General features: G+C 42.6%; 21 protein-coding genes and 1 riboswitch. Of the genes, 6 read left to right on the forward strand and 15 right to left on the reverse strand.

Going from position 1 to position 20028, the window contains the following annotated elements:
- The 3 genes from SYN7509_RS0220325 (at position 1) to SYN7509_RS0220335 (ending at position 4218) form a co-directional block, all read left to right on the forward strand.
- Positions 1-921 (forward strand): NAD(P)H-dependent glycerol-3-phosphate dehydrogenase, encoded by a 921-nt coding sequence (locus SYN7509_RS0220325; RefSeq protein WP_009633638.1) that lies wholly within the window; start codon positions 1-3, stop codon positions 919-921.
- A gap of 107 nt (positions 922-1028) precedes the next feature.
- Positions 1029-1658, forward strand: a complete 630-nt coding sequence (locus tag SYN7509_RS0220330; protein ID WP_009633637.1) for a precorrin-8X methylmutase — start codon at positions 1029-1031, stop codon at positions 1656-1658.
- A gap of 79 nt (positions 1659-1737) precedes the next feature.
- Positions 1738-4218, forward strand: a complete 2481-nt coding sequence (locus SYN7509_RS0220335; RefSeq protein ID WP_009633636.1) for a phosphoketolase family protein — start codon at positions 1738-1740, stop codon at positions 4216-4218.
- 147 nt (positions 4219-4365) lie between these two features.
- On the opposite strand, the gene SYN7509_RS0220340 is transcribed toward SYN7509_RS0220335, so the two are convergent.
- Together SYN7509_RS0220340 and dapB are read right to left on the reverse strand one after the other, a co-directional pair.
- On the reverse strand, positions 4366-5076 hold the full coding sequence (locus SYN7509_RS0220340; protein ID WP_009633635.1) for a hypothetical protein: 711 nt from the start codon (positions 5074-5076) through the stop codon (positions 4366-4368).
- Positions 5077-5097: 21 nt separating this feature from the next.
- Complete coding sequence (gene dapB, locus SYN7509_RS0220345) at positions 5098-5925, reverse strand: 4-hydroxy-tetrahydrodipicolinate reductase (RefSeq protein WP_009633634.1); 828 nt, start codon at positions 5923-5925, stop codon at positions 5098-5100.
- Between the two features lie 142 nt (positions 5926-6067).
- On the opposite strand from dapB, the gene SYN7509_RS0220350 reads away from it, so the two are divergent.
- Positions 6068-6943 carry a hypothetical protein gene (locus SYN7509_RS0220350; protein ID WP_009633633.1) on the forward strand — a complete coding sequence of 292 codons (876 nt, stop codon included), beginning with the start codon at positions 6068-6070 and terminating at the stop codon, positions 6941-6943.
- 95 nt (positions 6944-7038) lie between these two features.
- Here SYN7509_RS0220350 and SYN7509_RS0220355 read toward each other — a convergent pair whose 3' ends face one another.
- Positions 7039-8019, reverse strand: a complete 981-nt coding sequence (locus SYN7509_RS0220355; protein WP_009633632.1) for a sirohydrochlorin chelatase — start codon at positions 8017-8019, stop codon at positions 7039-7041.
- 42 nt (positions 8020-8061) lie between these two features.
- Positions 8062-8227: riboswitch (cobalamin riboswitch) on the reverse strand.
- Positions 8228-8727: 500 nt separating this feature from the next.
- On the opposite strand from SYN7509_RS0220355, the gene SYN7509_RS30250 reads away from it, so the two are divergent.
- On the forward strand, positions 8728-9423 hold the full coding sequence (locus SYN7509_RS30250; RefSeq protein ID WP_051482605.1) for a WGxxGxxG-CTERM domain-containing protein: 696 nt from the start codon (positions 8728-8730) through the stop codon (positions 9421-9423).
- 24 nt (positions 9424-9447) lie between these two features.
- Here SYN7509_RS30250 and SYN7509_RS0220370 read toward each other — a convergent pair whose 3' ends face one another.
- The 11 genes from SYN7509_RS0220370 to map all read right to left on the reverse strand — a co-directional run bounded on the left by SYN7509_RS0220370 (position 9448) and on the right by map (position 19115).
- Positions 9448-10011 carry a hypothetical protein gene (locus SYN7509_RS0220370; protein ID WP_009633630.1) on the reverse strand — a complete coding sequence of 188 codons (564 nt, stop codon included), beginning with the start codon at positions 10009-10011 and terminating at the stop codon, positions 9448-9450.
- Between the two features lie 74 nt (positions 10012-10085).
- The gene (locus SYN7509_RS0220375; protein WP_009633629.1) at positions 10086-10790 is read right to left on the reverse strand and encodes a DevA family ABC transporter ATP-binding protein; all 705 of its coding nucleotides are present in this window, start codon (positions 10788-10790) and stop codon (positions 10086-10088) included.
- Positions 10791-10809: 19 nt separating this feature from the next.
- Positions 10810-11967 carry an ABC transporter permease DevC gene (gene devC, locus SYN7509_RS0220380; RefSeq protein WP_009633628.1) on the reverse strand — a complete coding sequence of 386 codons (1158 nt, stop codon included), beginning with the start codon at positions 11965-11967 and terminating at the stop codon, positions 10810-10812.
- A gap of 14 nt (positions 11968-11981) precedes the next feature.
- A complete protein-coding gene (locus tag SYN7509_RS0220385) occupies positions 11982-13292 on the reverse strand; it encodes an HlyD family efflux transporter periplasmic adaptor subunit (protein ID WP_009633627.1) in 1311 nt (436 codons plus the stop codon).
- Positions 13293-13630: 338 nt separating this feature from the next.
- Positions 13631-15292 carry a DNA mismatch repair endonuclease MutL gene (gene mutL / locus SYN7509_RS0220390; RefSeq protein ID WP_009633626.1) on the reverse strand — a complete coding sequence of 554 codons (1662 nt, stop codon included), beginning with the start codon at positions 15290-15292 and terminating at the stop codon, positions 13631-13633.
- Positions 15293-15379: 87 nt separating this feature from the next.
- Positions 15380-16186 (reverse strand): TPM domain-containing protein, encoded by an 807-nt coding sequence (locus SYN7509_RS0220395; RefSeq protein WP_009633625.1) that lies wholly within the window; start codon positions 16184-16186, stop codon positions 15380-15382.
- A 130-nt stretch (positions 16187-16316) separates the two neighbouring features.
- On the reverse strand, positions 16317-16922 hold the full coding sequence (locus tag SYN7509_RS0220400) for a rhomboid family intramembrane serine protease (RefSeq protein ID WP_009633624.1): 606 nt from the start codon (positions 16920-16922) through the stop codon (positions 16317-16319).
- A gap of 50 nt (positions 16923-16972) precedes the next feature.
- Complete coding sequence (locus tag SYN7509_RS0220405; protein ID WP_009633623.1) at positions 16973-17485, reverse strand: hypothetical protein; 513 nt, start codon at positions 17483-17485, stop codon at positions 16973-16975.
- Positions 17486-17499: 14 nt separating this feature from the next.
- On the reverse strand, positions 17500-17838 hold the full coding sequence (locus tag SYN7509_RS0220410) for a YtxH domain-containing protein (RefSeq protein ID WP_009633622.1): 339 nt from the start codon (positions 17836-17838) through the stop codon (positions 17500-17502).
- 109 nt (positions 17839-17947) lie between these two features.
- The gene (locus SYN7509_RS0220415) at positions 17948-18289 is read right to left on the reverse strand and encodes a hypothetical protein (RefSeq protein WP_009633621.1); all 342 of its coding nucleotides are present in this window, start codon (positions 18287-18289) and stop codon (positions 17948-17950) included.
- Between the two features lie 46 nt (positions 18290-18335).
- Complete coding sequence (gene map / locus SYN7509_RS0220420; protein WP_009633620.1) at positions 18336-19115, reverse strand: type I methionyl aminopeptidase; 780 nt, start codon at positions 19113-19115, stop codon at positions 18336-18338.
- 126 nt (positions 19116-19241) lie between these two features.
- On the opposite strand from map, the gene rpsN reads away from it, so the two are divergent.
- Positions 19242-19544, forward strand: coding sequence for a 30S ribosomal protein S14 (gene rpsN, locus SYN7509_RS0220425; protein WP_009633619.1), 303 nt, complete (start codon positions 19242-19244; stop codon positions 19542-19544).
- A gap of 37 nt (positions 19545-19581) precedes the next feature.
- On the opposite strand, the gene SYN7509_RS0220430 is transcribed toward rpsN, so the two are convergent.
- Positions 19582-19911, reverse strand: a complete 330-nt coding sequence (locus tag SYN7509_RS0220430; protein ID WP_009633617.1) for a hypothetical protein — start codon at positions 19909-19911, stop codon at positions 19582-19584.
- Between the last annotated feature and the right edge of the window lie 117 nt (positions 19912-20028).

Here is a 20028-nt window from a genome sequence, read left to right on the forward strand (position 1 = left end):
GTGCGCCAAACAAAAATAACTGTTTTGGGTGCGGGGGCGTGGGGAACAATTTTAGCCAAACTAGCCGCCGCCAACGGTCACAACGTGGTTTTATGGTCGCGTAGCGGTGCAATGGGGTTAGAGGAAGCTATAGACGGCGCTGAGATAGTTTTATCGGCGGTGTCTATGAAAGGAGTAAGAGCCGTAGCTACAGAAATTCAATCATTGCCTATCAAATCTCAAGCAATTTTTGTTACTGCCACTAAAGGGTTAGAACCATCTACAACCTCAACCCCGGCGCAGATTTGGCGCTCTTGCTTTCCTACCCATCCTGTAGTTGTGTTGTGCGGGCCAAATTTATCTAAAGAAATTGAGCAAAACTTACCCGCCGCAACGGTGGTAGCTAGTACCGATATAGGCGCGGCGGAAATAGTACAAGAAGCTTTTTCATCTTTGCGCTTTCGGGTTTATACAAATTTTGACCCCCTGGGAGTCGAACTTGGGGGGATACTAAAAAATGTGATGGCGATCGCATCGGGGGCTTGTGATGGTTTACAACTAGGTACAAATGCTAAAGCGGCACTCCTGACGCGCGGACTTACAGAAATTGTCAGAATTGGTAACAATTGGGGAGCAAAAACCGAGACTTTTTACGGTTTATCCGGTTTGGGTGACTTGCTGGCAACTTGCAATAGTCCTTTGAGTCGCAATTATCAAGTAGGTTATCAATTATCTCAAGGTAAAACTTTAGAGGCAACTTTGGCTAGTTTAGAAGGAACTGCCGAAGGCGTAAATACCGCCAAAGTTTTGATGCAACGCGCTAGGCAACACAATATTTCTATTCCAATTACCACCCAGGTACATCGGTTGCTAACAGGTAAAGTTACACCAAGACAGGCACTAGAGGAGTTAATGCTGCGCGATATTAAGCCAGAAATATGATAGAAGGGCGATCGCGCTTACAAGTAAGTATTCTAACTACAGGGTAGGATAAGGACGAAGGCTAGTTTAGCTTTCAAGTATTCTCCTCACACCTATACCGAATTCAAATGGAATGGCAAATAACTGATGCCCAAAATTTGGCATTAATTGACCGTGAAATTGGCGATTATAAGTTTTCACCCGCCCAGTACGAAATAGTTAGACGGGTAATTTATGCGACGGGAGACTTTGAATATAAATCTTTAATTAGATTTAGCGATCGCGCTTTGCCTGCCGGGGCTGCCGCCTTAGCTGCTCGTAGTACGATTATTGTTGATGTCCCCATGGTACAAGTAGGCATAACTTCCCATATTCAAAAAACTTTCGCAAATCCCGTTTATTGCAGCGTAGAGGGTCATAATTGGAGTACCAAAGAACTATCTACCAGCGCCTCTGGGGAAATTGAAACTTTGGCTAGAAGATATCCCGAAGCCATTTTTGCGATTAGTCAAGGACAAGCAGCATTGACGGCGCTACTAGAATTAATTGAAGCGGAGGAAATTAGACCCGCTTTAGTCATTGGTACACCCGCAGGATTTATAGATGTAGATGTCGCTAAACAGCGCTTAAATGATTCAAACGTCCCTCACATCCGAATCGATGGGCGCAAAGGCAGCGCAGTAGTCGCCACAGCTATTATTAATGGTTTAGTAGAACTAGCTTGGCAGGCTTACGGACACGATGACGATGAAAACTAATTAAAAAGCAAGCAATTTTTGGTCGGAGTAACTACCATAAACCTAGCAGAGCAAATTTAGGGTACAAAAGCGCTCAATTATGGTAGTAACAACTTTCCCACAAACACTACTCCTAAGTACCGAAGAACTACATCAAATCAACGCCTACTGGCGAGCCGCAAATTACTTATCTGTCGGGCAAATATATCTTTTAGACAATCCCTTACTGAAAGAACCTCTCAAGATAGAACATATCAAACCAAGGCTTTTAGGTCACTGGGGAACAACCCCAGGGCTGAATTTTATTTACGTCCACCTCAACCGTTTAATTAAAGCTCAAGACTTAAACGCAATTTACATAGCTGGCCCCGGTCATGGTGGGCCGGGAATAGTAGCAAATACTTACCTAGAAGGAACTTATAGCGAAGTTTATCCCCATATTTCCCCGGATTATGAGGGAATGCGAAAACTATTTAAGCAATTTTCTTTTCCTGGCGGTATTCCTAGTCATGTTGCACCAGAAACCCCCGGCTCAATTCACGAAGGGGGGGAACTTGGTTATTCACTATCTCACGCTTACGGTGCAGCCTTTGACAATCCCGACTTGATTGTTGCTTGTGTTGTGGGTGATGGGGAAGCCGAAACGGGCCCCTTAGCTGCTAGTTGGCATAGTAACAAGTTTCTTAATCCGGTAACGGATGGGGCAGTTTTACCGATTTTGCATCTAAATGGTTATAAAATTGCTAACCCTACCGTGCTGGCGCGAATTAGTCACGAGGAATTAGAAAGCTTATTTATAGGCTACGGCTACAAGCCTTATTTTGTGGAAGGTTCAGAACCGGAAACCATGCACCAATTAATGGCAGCAACTTTAGAAAAAGCGGTTTTTGAGATTAAGGAAATTTGGCACGAGGCGCGGACTAAAGGCTTTACCGTGCATCCTCAGTACCCGATGATTATTCTCAGATCCCCCAAAGGTTGGACCGGTCCCAAAGAAGTCGATGGTAAAAAAACTGAAGATTATTGGCGATCGCATCAAGTCCCATTTGCGGAAATGGCAACCAAGCCCGAACACTTAAATTTGCTCGAACAGTGGATGAAAAGCTACAAACCCGAAGAACTGTTTGACGAAAACGGTTCATTAATGCCAGAACTTGCGGCTTTAGCACCCCAAGGAAGCCGCAGAATGGGGGCTAATCTCCACGCCAACGGGGGTTTATTACTTAAAGGTTTAAAGTTACCAGATTTTGCTAACTACGCGGTAGACATTGAGAGTCCGGCGACAATCATGGCGGAAGCTACCCGCGTGATGGGTGAGTTTCTGCGGGATGTGATGAAGCAAAATATGGAAAGCCGCAACTTTAGAGTGATGGGGCCCGATGAAACTGCTTCTAATCGACTCAATGCTTTATTTGAAGCAAGCGATCGCACTTGGGCGGCGCAGATTCTCCCGGAAGACGATCATCTTGCTCCCGATGGTCGAATTATGGAAATATTGAGCGAACACACTTGTCAAGGCTGGCTAGAAGGCTATTTACTGACAGGGAGACATGGATTTTTCTCTTGTTACGAAGCTTTTATCCATATTATTGATTCCATGCTTAACCAACACGCCAAATGGTTGAAAACTACCCGACATATTCCTTGGCGTAGACCGATTGCTTCTCTCAACTATTTGCTAACTTCTCACGTATGGAGACAAGACCATAACGGTTTTTCTCACCAAGATCCGGGCTTTATCGATCATGTGATGAACAAAAAGCCGGAAGTAATTCGAGTTTATTTACCCCCCGATGCCAATACCTTGCTATCTGTAACCGATCATTGTTTGCGGAGTCGTAACTATGTAAATGTGATTGTTGCCGGAAAGCAACCCGCCTTACAGTATTTGGATATAGATGCGGCAATTAAGCACTGTACTACAGGGATTGGAATTTGGGGTTGGGCGAGTAACGACCAAGGGGTAGAACCCGATGTAGTTATGGCTTGTGCGGGGGATGTCCCAACTTTAGAAACTTTGGCGGCGGTGGATTTGCTTTACAAAAACTTCCCCGATCTTAAAGTCCGGGTAGTAAATGTAGTTGATTTAATGAAACTTTTACCAGAAAGCGAACATCCGCACGGTTTGAGCGATAAAGACTTTGATTCTATCTTTACTCCCGACAAGCCAATTATCTTTGCTTTTCATGGCTACCCTTGGCTAATTCATCGCCTCACCTATCGGCGCACCAATCACCACAACATTCATGTCCGGGGCTACAAAGAAGAAGGAACAACTACTACGCCCTTTGATATGGTGGTGTTAAATGAATTGGATCGTTTTAGCTTGGTAGATGATGCGATCGATCGCGTACCCAAACTTAAGTACACCGCCGCCTACGTCAAACAGATGTTGCATGACAAACTAATCGAACACAAGCATTATATTGACAAGCATGGCGAAGATATGCCGGAAATTCTTAATTGGCAGTGGGGTTATTATAGCGATTCACAAAAAACTACTCCGCCAAAAATTGACAATTCGAGCAGTTCTACGCCTTCTCAAGAAGGTGGCGAAGGTGCGGCTAAGTCTGGCTCTTAGCTTGACCTTAACCCCTTTGCAAAAATCTAGGATACTTACTGATAAGACCCTTTTGCAGGGGGTTTGGGGGAGGCAACTTCCCAATGGGGGACTACCAACCAGACCCCCCATATTTGGTTTTTCTTAAAGTAAGCTAATAAGTTTTATCTAATCTATATAACGCCGCTTTGAAGGCGATCGCGGTTTTTTCTTCTTAGGACGCACTTCGCCTGAATCATCCCCCCCTAGCCGACGGCTAACATCAACAAACATATCTCTTTGCAAACAGGGATAGTCACTTACCCACAACTTGCGACTAGGAATATACAAGTCGGTAACTTCATCAATATCGCTCAAGTCTGGACTGTTTGAAAGCAATACCATTTCTACTGTTTGATTTTTGGCGATTACTTTATGTTCTTTCCGCAATGGCACTTGAACAGTAGTCATAAACCCTGATTCGTCGCCAACTTCTAAGTTTAATCGGCGTTCGCGGTTTTCAATTAATACAAATTCTCCAACCTCATTGACGTTTTCCTCGGTACTAATTAATTCTTCTGTGAGAAATATATCTAAGATCCGACCGCGAAAAAAGCCAGCATAAGGATAGCGGCGATATTTTTGATTGCGTAAACCCGCCCGATATACAGGTTCCCAAAACCAGTAAAGCCCACAAACTAGCCCCACACAAAACAAAACTGCCCCAAAACTCCTGCCTAGTATAAATTCCAGCACTAATACAACTAATACACCCACCACAGAAAATAATAGCCGCCGCAAAAAATCCGCAGATTTGCCCCAGTAGTATTTGTATTGTTCAGCAGAGGCAATTCGAGGGATAACTTGTTCAAATTTCTGGCGCGTGAGAGGAACTAACATTAGGGAGTTTGGTAAAACGGCTTATAGGATCTTTTCTAACCCATAAATCAAGGACTTTAACAGCAGTACCTTACGAATAGCGAGTAATACTCCCGGCATATAACAAGCGCGATCGCTCGTATCGTGACGTAAAGTATAAACTTGACCTGCTGCGCCAAAAATTACTTCTTGATGAGCAATTAATCCTGGTAAACGGATGCTATGAATCCTAATTCCTTCCTTTGCTAAACTACCTCTAGCACCGGGTAACTTTTCGGTTTCTTCTACCAAAGCCGGGTTAAAGGGTTTGCCCATTTCTGCTAATATTTCTGCCGTTTGAATTGCTGTACCGCTTGGTGCGTCGGCTTTTTGATTGTGGTGTAGTTCGATAATTTCCACATGATCGAAGTATTGAGAAGCAGCGACGGCGGCTTGTTGTAGTAAAACCATTCCAATTGAGAAGTTAGGAATAATTAAGCATCCTGTGCTGGCTTTATCAGCAAAATCCGCTAGTTCGGCGATTTGCTCGGTACTTAAACCCGTTGTCCCTACTACTGGACGCACCCCATAAGCGATCGCCGACCGAATATTATTGTAAATAGAGCTTGGGTGAGTAAAATCTACCATCACGGCGGGCTGTTTTTCTTGCGCCGCAAAGGCAAGCATTGGCTCAAACTGATTAGTAATCGGGATTTCTAACGGTTCGCTTAAACCTGCTAATTCCCCCGCGTCTCGATCTTGGTATTGGGGATTGCGGTCAACTGCGCCCACTAAAGTCATATCTGTTGATTGGGCGATCGCGCGGATTACTTCACGTCCCATTTTACCCGCCGCACCGTTGACTAGCACGGGAATCGGAGCTTGTGCCATGTGTTCTAGATTCTCTTTTTATAGATGCTCGTCTCAACTTTAGCAGAAAGAAGACTTTACGCTAATTTTAGGACGGACTTCGCGAGTGTCAATTAAAATCAAATATTGTTACGCTCGAAACAGATAGAGAGTTAAATCATTAATGATGACAATTTTGCGTAAATTTACAATATTGTTTTTGTGCCTAACTTTGAGTGTGACAACTCTTGGCTGTGGTGGCGGTAACCAAACCGTGCGCCAAAGTCCCAACACACCCCAGCAATCGGCAGCACCTACAAAAATTGCTGATGGGAAATATCCCGTACAGCAAGCAAGTTATAGCGATGCAAATGGAGAATACGAGTTATTTTTGCTCAATACTCCCCCCGGTCAACCGCCGAGTTTTCGCACGACAAACTTACAAATGGCAAGGTTAACCGATGAAGAAATTAAAAGCGGTGAAAAAAGCTATCTGAATGTAACCAACGGACAGCCAGCAATGCACCTCACCGAAGACTTCAAAATTGAGTACAACCACGCTGTAACTGAAAATCAAGTCAACCCCCAAACCGGACAACAAGAAACCGTTGTCGTGCGCCGCGAGAATAGCTTTTGGAGTCCCTTTGCTGGCGCTTTGGCAGGTCAGGCGATCGGTAGCTTGCTATTTAGACCCCAATACTACTTTCCACCTGTCTATCAGCCTGGTGGTGGCGGATTAAGAGGTTTTGGCGGTTATGGTAATTCCTACGATCGCGCTGTCACCAGTTATCGGACTCGTTACAATGCGCCACCTTTGGAAGTCAGAAATCGAACTAATTTTCGTACTACTGGCGGGATTAGAAGACCGTCATCTTCAACGGTACGCCGTTCGCCAAGTTCAAATACAGGTAGCCGTTCTAGTGGTTCTGGTTTTGGCTCTAGCACTTTACGTCCTTCTGGTAATTCTAATTCCAGCCGTGTTAGGCGACCTTCGTCGGGTAGTTTTGGGAGTGGGAGTCGTTCTAGCGGTTCTCGCAGTCGTTCTAGAAGTCGGCGTTAAATAATCAAAAAGGGAATAAAACCGTAGGGGCGCAATGCATTGCGCCCCTACTATGTTCACCATTGATTTAGAGAACGCTATATTCCCTTTTTTAATTACGGTGTTTGCCAGATTCTTTGATGATATTGAGCTATATCTGCATAAGGATCGGGGACTGGGTGGCTGTGGTCATGATGGTGATGATGGTGTCCATGACCGTCAGAGTTGTTTACTCCCGCCGCTAGACGAAATTTGCACATTTCACAGTTCATCTGCACTTGACCTAATTGAGTTTCAATTTCTCGCTCTCGCAACACAGAAAATAACTGCGGATGCAAGCCCATTTCTGGCAAACAATCAATTTTTATTTCTGGGTGTTGCTCCTGTTGGGCAAAAGTAAGATCAAAAATCTTTTTGACTAATACCCCTGTAAATAAAAAGTAGGGCAAAACAATAATTCTTTTGGGGTTGTAAAGTCGAGCGCGGCGAAATCCTTCTTCTAGGCGAGGGTGGGTAATGCCGATAAAACAGATTTCGACGGTGGAATAACCGCTACCTTCCCAAAGAATCCGGGCTAGTTTGTACAAGTCGCCGTTGGCATCGGGGTCACTAGCACCACGTCCAACAAATAATAATACTGTATCCGCGCGATCGCTTTTATCCATAGCATCAAGTTCCGCCAGCCGCGATTTCCATAACTCCACAATCCCCGGATTGATGCCAAAATGCCGCCCATAATGAAACTTTACTTGGGGATGCCGAATTCTCGCTCTATCTAATTCGTTAGTAACATCAAATTTGTTATGCCTAGCTGCAAATAACAAAATAGGCAATACAGATAGTTCGGTATAACCTCTTTCTACACAAAAATCTACCCCTTGTTGAATTGTTGGTTCTGTTAGTTCCAAAAAACAAGGCAGTACCGGTCTAGAAATATCTAAGGCTTGATAAGCCGCCGTAAAATCTAAAAAGCTTTGCCGTCCGCAGTCGTCTTTAGTGCCATGACCAATTGTCAGTAAGGGACGATGGAGCGGTAACGGTGGTAATTCTAGAGGTGGCGGAGAATGTTCTAAGTTTGTTGTGTTTATAGCAGTCATTGAAAATAATTATCCTTTCCTGTGCGACGCAGGAAATAAATTGAGCTAGTGACAATTTCGGCATCCTGGCTAACGGTAACTGAATTTAAGACAATTACAGACTCGTTTACAGTTGCGGCACAGCCCCGGACTTGCACCGGAGTTTCCCTAGTTGTCACTGGTAGCGTTTTATTGCTTAGTTATCTTAACCGATTTAGCTTAATTCAAAATCCGGGGGAGGGGGTAAAAAGCTTTATGACCGATTAATTGCAGCGATTAGAGGTTCAACAACTTTAATTTATTTTCTGTGGCGATCGCACATCAGCGACAATTTTTAGTTATCTAAATATGCTGACAGTTGTTTAATAACTAAATTTGTAAATTCAACAACAATTCAGCGACTTTTGAGCATAATTGCGCCTAAATATTTGTTTTACTTATAACTGCGATAATTTTTTATAAACCAGCCCTTGGGGGGAATATTGCTTTAAAGAAAGCAGCGATCATTAGCATAGAAGTAATAAATGTCTCGGCTCAGGGACTTGATTGGTAAAACTTTTAAATCACAAAACAAGTTTTTAAACTGAACTTGCTTAGGAGTAAAGAAAAAATTAGATTATTTCCTCTACATATTAATTGAGCAAATGAAGCGGCGGATTAAATGCAGGTAAAAGTAATATTTTTACCTGCAAAAATCTACAAAAGTTGAACAAAAGGAATCTACAATTTATGAAGTCTTCTAGTCTATCTAAAAATGTCTGGGCAAGTGCTGTTATTTTTGGTTTTGCTACTTTGCTAGTAATGCCTGTTTCTGCTCAAGATAGCCCCAGTACAGGTAGCACGACCGGAACTACTACCACCACCCCCAGTACAGGTAGCACGACCGGAATCACTGAAACCACTCCCAGTACAGGTAGCACGACCGGAATCACTGAAACCACCGAAACCACAAGCCCCAGCACGACCGGAACCGCCACTACAACCCCCAGTACAGGCACGACCGGAACTACTACAACCCCCAGTACAGGTAGTACCGGAATCACTGAAACCACCGAAACCACAAGCCCCAGCACGACCGGAACCACTACCACAACCCCCAGTACAGGTAGCACAACCGGAAGTCCTACAACAGGGACAACGACGATACCTGGAACAAGTAGTACTACGACAGATACAACAACTACAACGACGACTCCTGGAGGTAGTACGACTGAAAGCGTACCAAGCACTACAACGGGTACAGACACAAATACTGGAGCAGCCACTACTTATCAACAAACTAGCCCGACAGCAAGTAGCGATCGCAGTTTTGACTGGGGGTGGTTGGGATTGTTAGGTTTAATTGGTTTAGCTGGTAGGCTTGCTAAACATCAAACAACTACTGTTTATAGCGATCCTTATCAGACAACTGGATCTAAACACTAAAAAATTGCTTTTTTAATAACGCTTCTATTTAACAGCTAATAACTTTATTAGCTGTTTTGAGCGATTACGCCCACCTAGTTTTCGAGCAATTGCTATTATCAGTTTTTGCCAGATCAAAACTAACTGGCGAAGAAAGTTTCTGTGTTGATATCCAAGCCTTGACGACTTCAATAATTTATTAGATACACGTCTTTTTAACCTTTTTTTTGTGCGTCGGCGGAGCATCTGTGCTATTTGGATTGTTTCTCGTTCTTGCTGAAAAAGGTCTATTTTTTTTGTAGCTAGAACAACTAAACCTGGTCTTTTGTAATGAATGTAGGGAATTGCTATTAATTTATGCCTAAATATTTTATGGGAAATTTGCGGCGCGTTTTGGTCGCATTTAATTTCATTAGCTGTGACTTTTAACTCAAATAGTGCTGCCTCTAATTGCTCAGATAGTAAGTTGACTTTTTCTACATTTACCAATAATTTTTGCCAGCCGCTAATTAATTTTTGCGGCTTTTCTCTGTTCAATTGGGGTGACAATGGCTCTATAGAACTACAATGCAATGTTTTTTCTGTACCTATAGCAACAAATTTACGCATGGTTAGACGGCTTGTAAACCAAATACATTTATGCCATTACAATAGTACAAATGAACTATTAAAGCAAGAAGATGTTAGCTAGAAGCCGCACTAAGATCAGCATTGCGAGTCAAATAACCATCTTCCATATCGACAATGCGATCGGCTATATCGAGAATGCGGTTGTCGTGAGTCACCATCAAAATAGTTGAGCCTTGCTCTTTGGCGAGGCGCTGCATAATTTCTACGACATCGCGTCCAGATTTTTTGTCTAAAGCGGCGGTAGGCTCGTCTGCTAGAACAAGTTTGGGATGATTTACCAAAGCACGCGCGATCGCAATGCGTTGTTTTTGTCCGCCCGAAAGGTTGTCTGGATAGTAGTTGATGCGTTCTCCCAAGCCCACCGCTTGCAGCATTTCTGTAGATTTTGCTTCAGCTTGTTGCTTAGAAATGCGATCGTTTAGTTCGATTGACATTTGGACATTTTGCCTAGCACTCAAAAATCCTAGTAAATTATGAGCTTGAAAAATATAGCCAATTTGTCGCCGCATTTGCACTAATTTATCTTCATTAGCGCCGTTCAATTGCCGATCTAGAAGTGTTAAATTTCCCTCTTGAACTGAACGCAAGCAACCAATCAAGCTTAGTAGTGTAGTCTTCCCGGAACCCGAAGGGCCAGTCATAATGACAATTTCTCCAGCATTTATGCTGAGATTAATGTCAAATAAAACTTGTTTTTTGATGTTGCCTTTGCCGTAATAATGATTAAGATTTTCAATTGCAATTACAGGTTCTACCATATTCTTTAACTTTTTTTAACTAGAATATATCCGCAGGATCGGCAGCTTGGAGTTTACGGACGGCGATCGCACCAGAAGCACAACACATAATTATAGTTAAAATTACAACAGTTATCGCCCGTTCTGCGGTCATAGCTATTGGTAACAATGTGGCATTTTTTGCCATAGCATATTGAAACATGGCAAACCCAAACCCTGGAATATAACCTAAAATTGCTAAAATTAAAGCTTCTTGAAATACTACAAGTAGTAAGTATTTTTGAGTATAGCCCATTGCTTTTAAAGTAGCGTATTCTGGCAAGTGATCGGAAACTTCACTATAAAGAATTTGGTAAACAATCACTGTTCCTACAATAAAGCCGATAATTGTTCCTAAAGTAAAAATAAATCCGATGGGGGTACTACTTGACCAGTAAGCTTTTTCAAAATCGGTGTATTCTTGTTTAGTTAAAATCTTGATATCTTTGGCTAAATAGGTTTTTAATTGCTCTTTAACTATTTTTGGATCTGCGCCAGATTTTAATCTGATTAATCCGATATCAATTAATCCGCGCTGCCTTTTATCAGCAAATATTTCTAAAAAATTGCGATCGCTAGTAATTATATTTCCGTCTGCTCCAAAAGACGCGCCTAATTCAAATATTCCACCTACTTTAATTTGCCTGCCTGCGACTTCCGTTGCCACTATTTTTCCCTTATTAAAATCTGTAGTAACATCTCCAAATTCTGGTCTAGAACCGCGATCGAATAACACAACATCCGGCAACTTAACTTTATCTAATTTTTCGGAAACCCCAGGCAAAGCAAACAATCGATCTTCTGGGTTTATCCCAATTACCTGAATATTACGCAGCTTGCGAGTTTGGGGATTTTTCCAGCTAGTAAAATCTAAATATATTGGATGTACAGATTTTACAGATTGCAATCCTAATGCTTGATACAAACGCCTTTGAGAAAAGGGTTCCATTGAAAGTAAAGCATCAGATTGAGGATTAATCAGTACAATATCTGTCTCTAAACTGTCATGCAGGCGGACATTAGAATTAAACAATGCTTCTCGAAACCCAAGCTGCATAAACATGAGAATATCTGCAAAAGCAATTCCTGATAGAGCAATCAAAAGCCGAGGTTTTTCTCTAGTTAATTGCAACCATGCCAAAGGGATTTTTTTAAACATTATTTTTTTAATAGTTAAATATTAATTGCGACAACAACCTTGGCATTAGTCAAACCAGAAACTTTCCGACTAGATTGAGATTCGAGATTAATTTTAACTTCAACAACTCTAGCATCTACATCTGCCGATGGATCACTATCAATTACATCTTGCTTGCCAACTAGCCTACCAATTTCTGTTACCGTCCCCTTAATTTCGCCATTAAAAGCCCGATTATCGCTAGTAACAGTTGCTTTTTGTCCGAGACGAATTTTACTAATATCTTCCTCCAGGACTTCAGCTACTACTACCATTGAATCAGTTCTACCCATTTCCACAATGCCCTCATTACTAATATTTTCTCCGGGCTTACTATGGATTTTCATAATTTCCCCAGTTTGGGGCGCGGTAACATAAGTCAATGCTAATTGAGCTTGAACTTGCTTAACACCAGAAATTGCGCTATTAACTTCTGCTTGGGCTATTTGCACATCTACCGGGCGAACTTCGGTAATTTTATTTAGAGTGGCTTTTGCTTCATTAATTTGCTGAATTAAAGTAGCAATGACTCGCTCTTTATTTGCTCTAGCTTCAATTAGCTGCTGCTGAAGGATTCCGACTCTTTCACGACGGGTAGCTTGACTTTCATTGACTTGTTCAGTAGTAGTTACTGCACTCAATCGTCTTTGTTCTAATTCTTGAGCAGAAATCGCCCCACTACTATATAAATCTTGATAGCGTTGCAGATCGCTTTGAGCATTACGTCGTTCAGCTTCGGTACGCGCTACTGTGGCTTGGAGAGTTTCATTTTGCCCTTGTAGTTCAGCTTGCAAACGGGCAATTGTAGCATCATTGGCTTTATTTTCACCACTCAATTGAGCTTGCAAACGCGCGATGGTTGCTTGCTGTGCTTGGATTTCGCCTATTTGCGCCCCAGCTTTGACTTTGGCTAGATTAGCACGGGCAACTTCTACTTGTTGTTTGACTGCGTCTAAATCCGCCGCCGTGCGATCGCGATTGTCTAAAATTGCCAGTATTTGTCCAGCCATAACTAATTGCCCAACTTTGACTAATACTTTTTCAACCCTAGCTCCCGTACCTTGAGCCGAGCTTGGAGCAGACACCTTAATTACTTCTCCTTGAGGCTCCAGTCGTCCTAAAGCGATCGCCGATTCAATTACAGGAGTAGGGATAACTACAGGGGTTGTAGTAGCTTGTGGCTGCAATGCTTTAAAAGCCACTGCACCAACGATCGCACTAGCGACGACAGCTAAACCTATCTTCCAGCGATTTTTGGGCTTTAAAGACTCTACTTTTTCGATTGGTTGTTCGATCGTGCTAGACATGGCGATCGCTTTTCTATAGATTAAAAACTTTACCTTTCAAACTTTAAAGTACAACTTACGCTAAGTATCCGCAAGCAAAGTAATCTATTACCGATAAATAGTGCATATTTTCTAGTTTGTCGTAATTATCTGCGAGAAATACTATCGATAAATACTTTACTCAAAGTCATCTTACCAAGGAAAAGCCATTTGTTCCGGTCGGTGCAGCAGGAGCTAAACTCATTGATTATCCGGGTATTGGTGAGTCTCAAGAGCGCGACGAAGAATACCGTAAACTGTATAAAAAGCTTCTTCCAGAGTTGGATGTAGTTTTGTGGTTAGTTTAATAGAGATATTTTTCAAATCCCGTGACTTTTGCCAACTACCCAATGACGGCGAAAAAAGCGCGATAAAGCTGTTTCTTCTAACGATAGGTAAATTGGGCGACCGTGCGGACAAGTTCGGGGGTTACGAGTTCTTTGCCATTGGTCTAAAAGAGTCTGCATTTGCTCTAAACTTAAGGTTGTACCATTGCGGATTGCACTGCGACAGGCTACAGCAACTTGCGCCGTTTGTAAATCTCCACCCAAACTAAGCTCTAAAAGTGCCTCAGCGCAGTCTTCACGCTCTACTAATAGTGCTGGTGCGTTACGAACTGCCCACACATTATCACCAAAAGGCTCTATTTCTAATCCAATTCGTTCTAATTGCAGAGTTTGCACTGTCGATAAATTGTTGAGAATAGCTGGCGTTTCTAATTTTACTAACTTCCAGTTGGTCAGCAATTGGTCGTACAAAACCCGCTCGTGAGCAATGTGTTGTTCTACCAGCCACAAGCCCCCCGGATGCTCCACCATAATGTAGGTATTGTGGACTTGAGAAACCGCTTTTAAACTAAAACTTGCTTCTATTTGTGGTACTGGCTTCACGCCATAAGTACCTTGGGCTTCGGCGGCTTTAATTACTTTCCCTACCCGTGCATTATTTACTTGTTCGCCCAAAGTATCGCTATTGAGGCGCAAAACTTGCTCGATGGCTTGGCTAACTTGTTCTTGCCAATGAGTAAGATTATTTAAGTAAATTTCGGTTTTAGCGGGGTGACGATTCCAATTAACTTGATTGGGACTGATTTTGAGGTGCAAAAAACAAACTGGATAGCGATCGCGTGGTAAGGTCTTTGCAGTGGTAGCTAAAATAATTTGCTCTATTTCCGGCAACTTCACCATTCGCCCATTTACAGCCACTTTTACCCAATCTGGGCGATGGCGATGACATCTATCGGGTAAACCTAGTACCAATTGCAAAAGCCCCAGATTTTCTACTCCCAGTTGCGGCACTTCAACTTTTAACTGCTGCAAGTCACCTACTCGCAATTGACGAACAATTTGCGGTAATAGCTGTTGTGTACCTACCCCAGGACTCAGCGCAAACCACTGACGGTCATCTAGCCACACTACCCAAGTTATTTGAGGATGACATAAAGCAATTTGTCCGATAGTTGTTTGAATTGCCTTTGTTTGTTGCGCTAAAGTCGGCAACCCTTCCCGACGTTCCCACCACGTACCAAATAGATTGTCTACTGTAACTACTGTACCCGGTGCGATCGCCACTGTTTCTATTTCTATGGGTTCTCCTTGGGGACAATAAGTAACTCGCCAAGCTTCATCGCTGGTTTGTCCGCGACTGAGAACTTCTAAATCAGCCAGTTGCGCCAAACTATGCAAAGCTTCTCCGCGAAAGCCCAAACTATTAATTTGCCACAAGTCTTCGCAGTTGCGGATTTTGCTAGTGCTATGAGCGGTTGCTGCTTGCTTCAAATCTTCAAGCTTCATTCCACAACCGTTATCAGATACCCGCACCCGCCACTGTTGCGCCCATACAGAGATGACAATCCGCGTTGCACCCGCATCTATAGCGTTTTCAACAAGTTCGCGCACCACCGCCGCCAATGAGTCAATTACTTCTCCAGCAGCGATTAGGTGTACAACTTCTATAGGTAAAGTTTGAATCCCAAAAGTCATTTTATCTAGGTTTACCCATAAAGACAGAAGACACACCAAATTGGTATGTCTTTTGAGTAACACTATTTTTTTATTGTAGTATTTCCGTTAATTCTCTGAAGCGGAAGGGCGGCTAAAAATTGGTGACAAGAAAGCTACCAAAACCCCAATTAAAAAGCCAGAGATATTCCGAACTAATGGCAACCAATCGGAGGTACGGGTAATTACGGGGGCAATTCCAAAGGCTAGAAACAAAATTCCCCATAATGGCGAGAAAATTAACGCCCATTGCCAGGAAAAACCTTGTCCTTTGCTGCGCGATTGTCCTGCAAATCCACAAATTACCCCACCAAGTACCGAAGTAATCAACGTCAAAATCCACTGTTCGCGCGGTAATCCTGGTACAACTCGGCAACCACCTTGACGCAAACAACCTTCAATTGAGCCAATTGCTTGAATAATTGCTTGATCTTCGCCTTCTTCCCGCACAAAATATAAGTTGCCGAAGCGCGTCTGCAATTCTATCCAAAAGGTACGGGGCAAAAGGTCGTAAACCGCATCGCCAATACTAAAATTAAGTATATTTCCGCCTCGTGAATCGGCTACAAGTAATATACTTTTTTCATCTAAACCCCAAAAACTTTTTACAGCAGTTCCCGGCGTGCGATCGTATTGAGTCAAAACCCGCAATTTCCAGCCTGTTTCGGTTTGAAAAGCATCTAATTCTGCGGCTAACTTTTCTTCTTGGACGCTAGTTAAGGATTTTGCTAAATCAATAATTGGGGTTGGTGTTGTGGGAAGTAAATCAGGATTATTAAAGGCTAATGCCGTAGGTGTAAGGTTAGTCCATACTGCCCCTGCTAAAAATATTGCACAAAAATATACGAAAATTCGTTGCCAAGAAAAACGCTGCATGAGCAATTCTATTAAGTATTTTTAATTTGAACTATTTGTAAATAGTCTTCAGTATTGAAAACTAATATTTCTTTACATTTGTTTACTTTACTCTAATGTAGGTATCCTTGGCAAAACTTTACAAACCCAATCAGTGGAGTTTTTTCACGGGTTCAAGGCGCATTAACACTGTAATCAAAGCTACGCCTACCAAAGCGCCGCCAATATGAGCCACATGATCTACCCCGTCAGTAATTCCAGTTTGGCGAAATTCAAACAATATCCGTTCAACTACAAACTGTCCAAGAATGATAACTTCCAAAACTCTGCGCCAATGCCAGCTTAATTTGATTAAAACGCTAACTACAAACAAGCCAAAAACTGCCCCGGATGCTCCCAAAGAGTAACCCGCACTGCTTCCGTGAAATAGAAAGCTCATGACGCTTGCGCCCAAGCCACAGATTAAATAAGAACTAACAACTCCAATAACTCCTTCTTCTTCTTCAACTAATTTGCCAAAGATGTAGAGAAAAAATAGGTTTCCTGAAATGTGCGCCCAGTTAGCATGACAAAACATTGCTGTGAAAAATTGATACCAGGAGGGAGAAGAAAAGTTTAAGTATAAATTACGAATAAAGCCAAGATTTAACCCCTTGTCAGCAATAAAAATAACCAAGTTGATGATAATTAAGGCAAAAACACCGTTATAAGTGTTTTTTAGCTTATTTTTTCCAGTCTGATTGTCGTCTAGCAGCATAAAAGTAATTTTCCTTTAAGATACAAGCACTCATCACAGATTATCGGCAACTACTCATCTTCTGGATCGTTCATGATTGGGGCTTTTGGGCGAGAATTATTAACTATTTCTACATCGTCGCCTAATTCATTTTCTTGGATATATTCAAGGCGATCGCTACTGGCTAACAATTCTCTTTGACTAGGAGAAAGGCGACTAGAGGGACGATTAAAAGTTTTCCAAGCCGTCGTCATCCCCGCAAACACGCTCCGGGTACTAAGTTCAACTTTTTGCGCTTGTTTTTTTGCCCCGTCAATACTGCGATCTACTTGCTTAACTACCTGGCTGGCACTTTTCACCCCATCGCTAACATCGTCGGTTAATTCGCTAATTTCTAAACCTGTAAGCCTGATTGCTTCAAGAGTTGGGGGCAAATCGCGCCTTAAAGTATCAAACAATTTTTCGGCACTACGAGCCGCCCGCGCGACTTCTTGTAATGCCGGAATTGCTGTCACCAAAACCGCCGTAAGACTGACAGCAACTAATAAAATGGACAATCCAAGCCAAAATATAGGATCGATCACAGGATTTTATGCAACTACAGGCGATCTAGCATAGGTGGTTCGGGCGTAACTTCGTTGCCCTTCAAAATTTGACTTTCTTTTTGGCTGGCTTCCACACCCGCAGAAATGGCATCGCGCAGACGTTCTAAAGTGCCATCCCAATTACGCAACGCGGATTCAGAAAGACGATCTGCCTGAATTTGGACGCTGGTGGACAAATCTTCGGCTAATTCTGGCAACGCATCGGCGGATTTTTTTAAAAATTGACGAGTTTCCTTACCTGTGCGAGGAGCCATTAGTAAACCTGTGATAGTTCCGACTGCTGCACCTAGCAATACGCCGCCAATAAATGTTCCCGAACGGTTGTTAGACATTGTTTCGCTCTCTCCTTACACCCATTTTAGGCTGATTTTTTTCTAGTGATGTGCGATCGCATTTCGGCATTCAGTCATTAGGATACTTTAGAGCTACAGTTTACACCCACTATTTTCTAAATCTTGGCGTTTGTCGTCTTATAAAAGCTGTATTTGGAAAAGAAAAACGCTGCCATGCTTGTTGTCCAATACTTAAAAGCGATAAAACTTGTCTTACGCGTTGAATTTGAATCTGTAACGGCTCGTTTCTTTGTTTTAGCTGATAAATCCCCATTTGCCCTTTATAAATAGCATTAGGTGTCCCGGCTAAGGCGGCCCCGGTGCTGCGATTGATAGCAATTAACTTATTATTTAGGCGCTGGAGCTTTTGCCGCAAAAGCCATACACGCCTAGCAATATAGAGTAGTATCAACGCAATTAAAACATTAATAATGACGATAGTTACAACCATAATTTGAGTATTGTTTAGATTAGAATCAGCAATAGCTCTATCAAAATTACAAATAAGTTTCCCCAGGGCGCAAAGTCAGAACTTCTACGCCATCATTGGTTACAGCGATTGTATGCTCAAACTGTGCCGATAAGAGGCGATCGCGTGTCAGCGCCGTCCATTTGTCGCTTTGTACTTCCGATTCCCAAGTTCCTTCATTAATCATCGGCTCAATAGTAAATACCATCCCCGCTCTCAACCTTTTGCCTTTTCCTCTCGTGCCATAATGAGGCACTTGAGGCGCAGTATGAAAAATATTACTAACACCGTGTCCAACAAATTCGCGCACCACCGAAAAACCTTCAGCTTCAGCATATTCTTGAATCGCTGCGCCAATATCTCCAATCCGCGCATCGGGCTTAACTTCCATAATTCCCCGACGCAGACATTCTTTAGTTACTTCAACGAGCTTTTTTGCTATAGGTGAAGGCGTACCAACAAAGAAAGTTTTAGAAGTATCCCCATAATAACCATCTAAAATCGGGGTTACATCTATATTAATAATGTCACCATCAGCAAGAATTTGTTTAGCATTGGGGATGCCGTGACAAATAACTTCATTGACGCTAGTACAAATAGATTTAGGAAAACCATGATAACCAAGCGGTGCGCTTTTGGCATTGTGCGCTTGCGTCCACTTTTCCGCCGCATCATTTAGTTGTAAAGTGCTGACTCCTGGCTTTACCATCGGTTCTAAATAGTCTAATAATTCTGCCGCTAGTTGTCCCGCGCGGCGCATTTTTTCAATTTCTCGATGAGACAAAAGAACGATTGTTTCGCTACCCATGCAATTAATTTCCTGTATTCCTAACTAAATGCTAACTTTTCGAGGCTAGTCTCGGTACAGAAATTTTCTTAGATTGGATAAGATGTACAATGAGAGGTTTGAAACGAAAAAATAATTGTAGGCTGTATGGCTAAAAAGAACATGATCGAGCGCGAGAAAAAGCGCACTAGAACCGTAGAAAAGTATGCTGAAAAGCGACAAGCATTATTAGAACAGTTCCAAAATGCCCCCAACCAACGGGAAAAACTAGCTATCCACAGACAAATTCAGCAGTTACCCCGCGATAGCTCACGCACTCGCCACCGTAACCGTTGTTGGGTTACAGGTCGTTCTAGAGGTGTTTACAGCGATTTTGGTTTATCTCGCAACGTTTTCCGCGAGTGGGCGCACCAAGGCTTATTACCAGGGGTAGTCAAGTCTAGCTGGTAGTTTTAAAACCCCTTTCTGTGCTGGAGAGGGGTTTTATTTATTGTCCACAACAGCGATCTATACCCAGACTATCTAAAAGTAAATCGCTAACAGCATTGGCGATCGCAAACTCTCCATAAAAGCTTTTAGAAAAGTCAAATGCCTGCATCTCTGTAACAATCGCAATTACCAGACTTCCTAGATCGTTTTCCCCTTCCATTCTTTGTCTCACAAAAATCTGCGCCGCTCGCTTTGCGATTTGCTCGTTGACTGGTTCGGGTAAAAATTCTTCATTTAGCCACCGCTCTAGAGAGCTTCGCAGCCATTCCCCCTCTTGTATGGGGTCTTGAGGTGGTGGAAGGGTAATTGCTTGGATTGGTTCAGCCATAGTAAGATCCCAGATTTTGGCTTTTTATACATTATCGTGCCAGGGGCATATATTTTTGGCTCGTAAGTTATAACAATTTGCATTGCAGGTGCGATCGCTCTAACCTTTGCTGGTGGA

Origin of the sequence: Synechocystis sp. PCC 7509 (genome assembly GCF_000332075.2) — a bacterium.
In the GTDB taxonomy this organism is placed as follows: Bacteria; Cyanobacteriota; Cyanobacteriia; order Cyanobacteriales; family Chroococcidiopsidaceae; genus Aliterella.

Bases quoted from the DNA above. Each gene is read 5' to 3' on its own strand.
- SYN7509_RS0220415 (WP_009633621.1), bottom strand. From the start codon at position 18,289: ATGGTTGTAACTATCGTCATTATTAATGTTTTAATTGCGTTGATACTA.
- SYN7509_RS0220330 (WP_009633637.1), top strand. From the start codon at position 1,029: ATGGAATGGCAAATAACTGATGCCCAAAATTTGGCATTAATTGACCGT.
- devC (WP_009633628.1), bottom strand. From the start codon at position 11,967: ATGTTTAAAAAAATCCCTTTGGCATGGTTGCAATTAACTAGAGAAAAA.
- SYN7509_RS0220410 (WP_009633622.1), bottom strand. From the start codon at position 17,838: ATGTCTAACAACCGTTCGGGAACATTTATTGGCGGCGTATTGCTAGGT.
- mutL (WP_009633626.1), bottom strand. From the start codon at position 15,292: ATGACTTTTGGGATTCAAACTTTACCTATAGAAGTTGTACACCTAATC.
- rpsN (WP_009633619.1), top strand. From the start codon at position 19,242: ATGGCTAAAAAGAACATGATCGAGCGCGAGAAAAAGCGCACTAGAACC.
- SYN7509_RS0220400 (WP_009633624.1), bottom strand. From the start codon at position 16,922: ATGCTGCTAGACGACAATCAGACTGGAAAAAATAAGCTAAAAAACACT.
- dapB (WP_009633634.1), bottom strand. From the start codon at position 5,925: ATGGCACAAGCTCCGATTCCCGTGCTAGTCAACGGTGCGGCGGGTAAA.
- SYN7509_RS0220370 (WP_009633630.1), bottom strand. From the start codon at position 10,011: ATGCGTAAATTTGTTGCTATAGGTACAGAAAAAACATTGCATTGTAGT.
- SYN7509_RS0220335 (WP_009633636.1), top strand. From the start codon at position 1,738: ATGGTAGTAACAACTTTCCCACAAACACTACTCCTAAGTACCGAAGAA.
- SYN7509_RS0220375 (WP_009633629.1), bottom strand. From the start codon at position 10,790: ATGGTAGAACCTGTAATTGCAATTGAAAATCTTAATCATTATTACGGC.
- SYN7509_RS0220350 (WP_009633633.1), top strand. From the start codon at position 6,068: ATGATGACAATTTTGCGTAAATTTACAATATTGTTTTTGTGCCTAACT.
- SYN7509_RS0220355 (WP_009633632.1), bottom strand. From the start codon at position 8,019: ATGACTGCTATAAACACAACAAACTTAGAACATTCTCCGCCACCTCTA.
- SYN7509_RS0220340 (WP_009633635.1), bottom strand. From the start codon at position 5,076: ATGTTAGTTCCTCTCACGCGCCAGAAATTTGAACAAGTTATCCCTCGA.
- SYN7509_RS0220430 (WP_009633617.1), bottom strand. From the start codon at position 19,911: ATGGCTGAACCAATCCAAGCAATTACCCTTCCACCACCTCAAGACCCC.
- map (WP_009633620.1), bottom strand. From the start codon at position 19,115: ATGGGTAGCGAAACAATCGTTCTTTTGTCTCATCGAGAAATTGAAAAA.
- SYN7509_RS0220395 (WP_009633625.1), bottom strand. From the start codon at position 16,186: ATGCAGCGTTTTTCTTGGCAACGAATTTTCGTATATTTTTGTGCAATA.
- SYN7509_RS30250 (WP_051482605.1), top strand. From the start codon at position 8,728: ATGAAGTCTTCTAGTCTATCTAAAAATGTCTGGGCAAGTGCTGTTATT.
- SYN7509_RS0220385 (WP_009633627.1), bottom strand. From the start codon at position 13,292: ATGTCTAGCACGATCGAACAACCAATCGAAAAAGTAGAGTCTTTAAAG.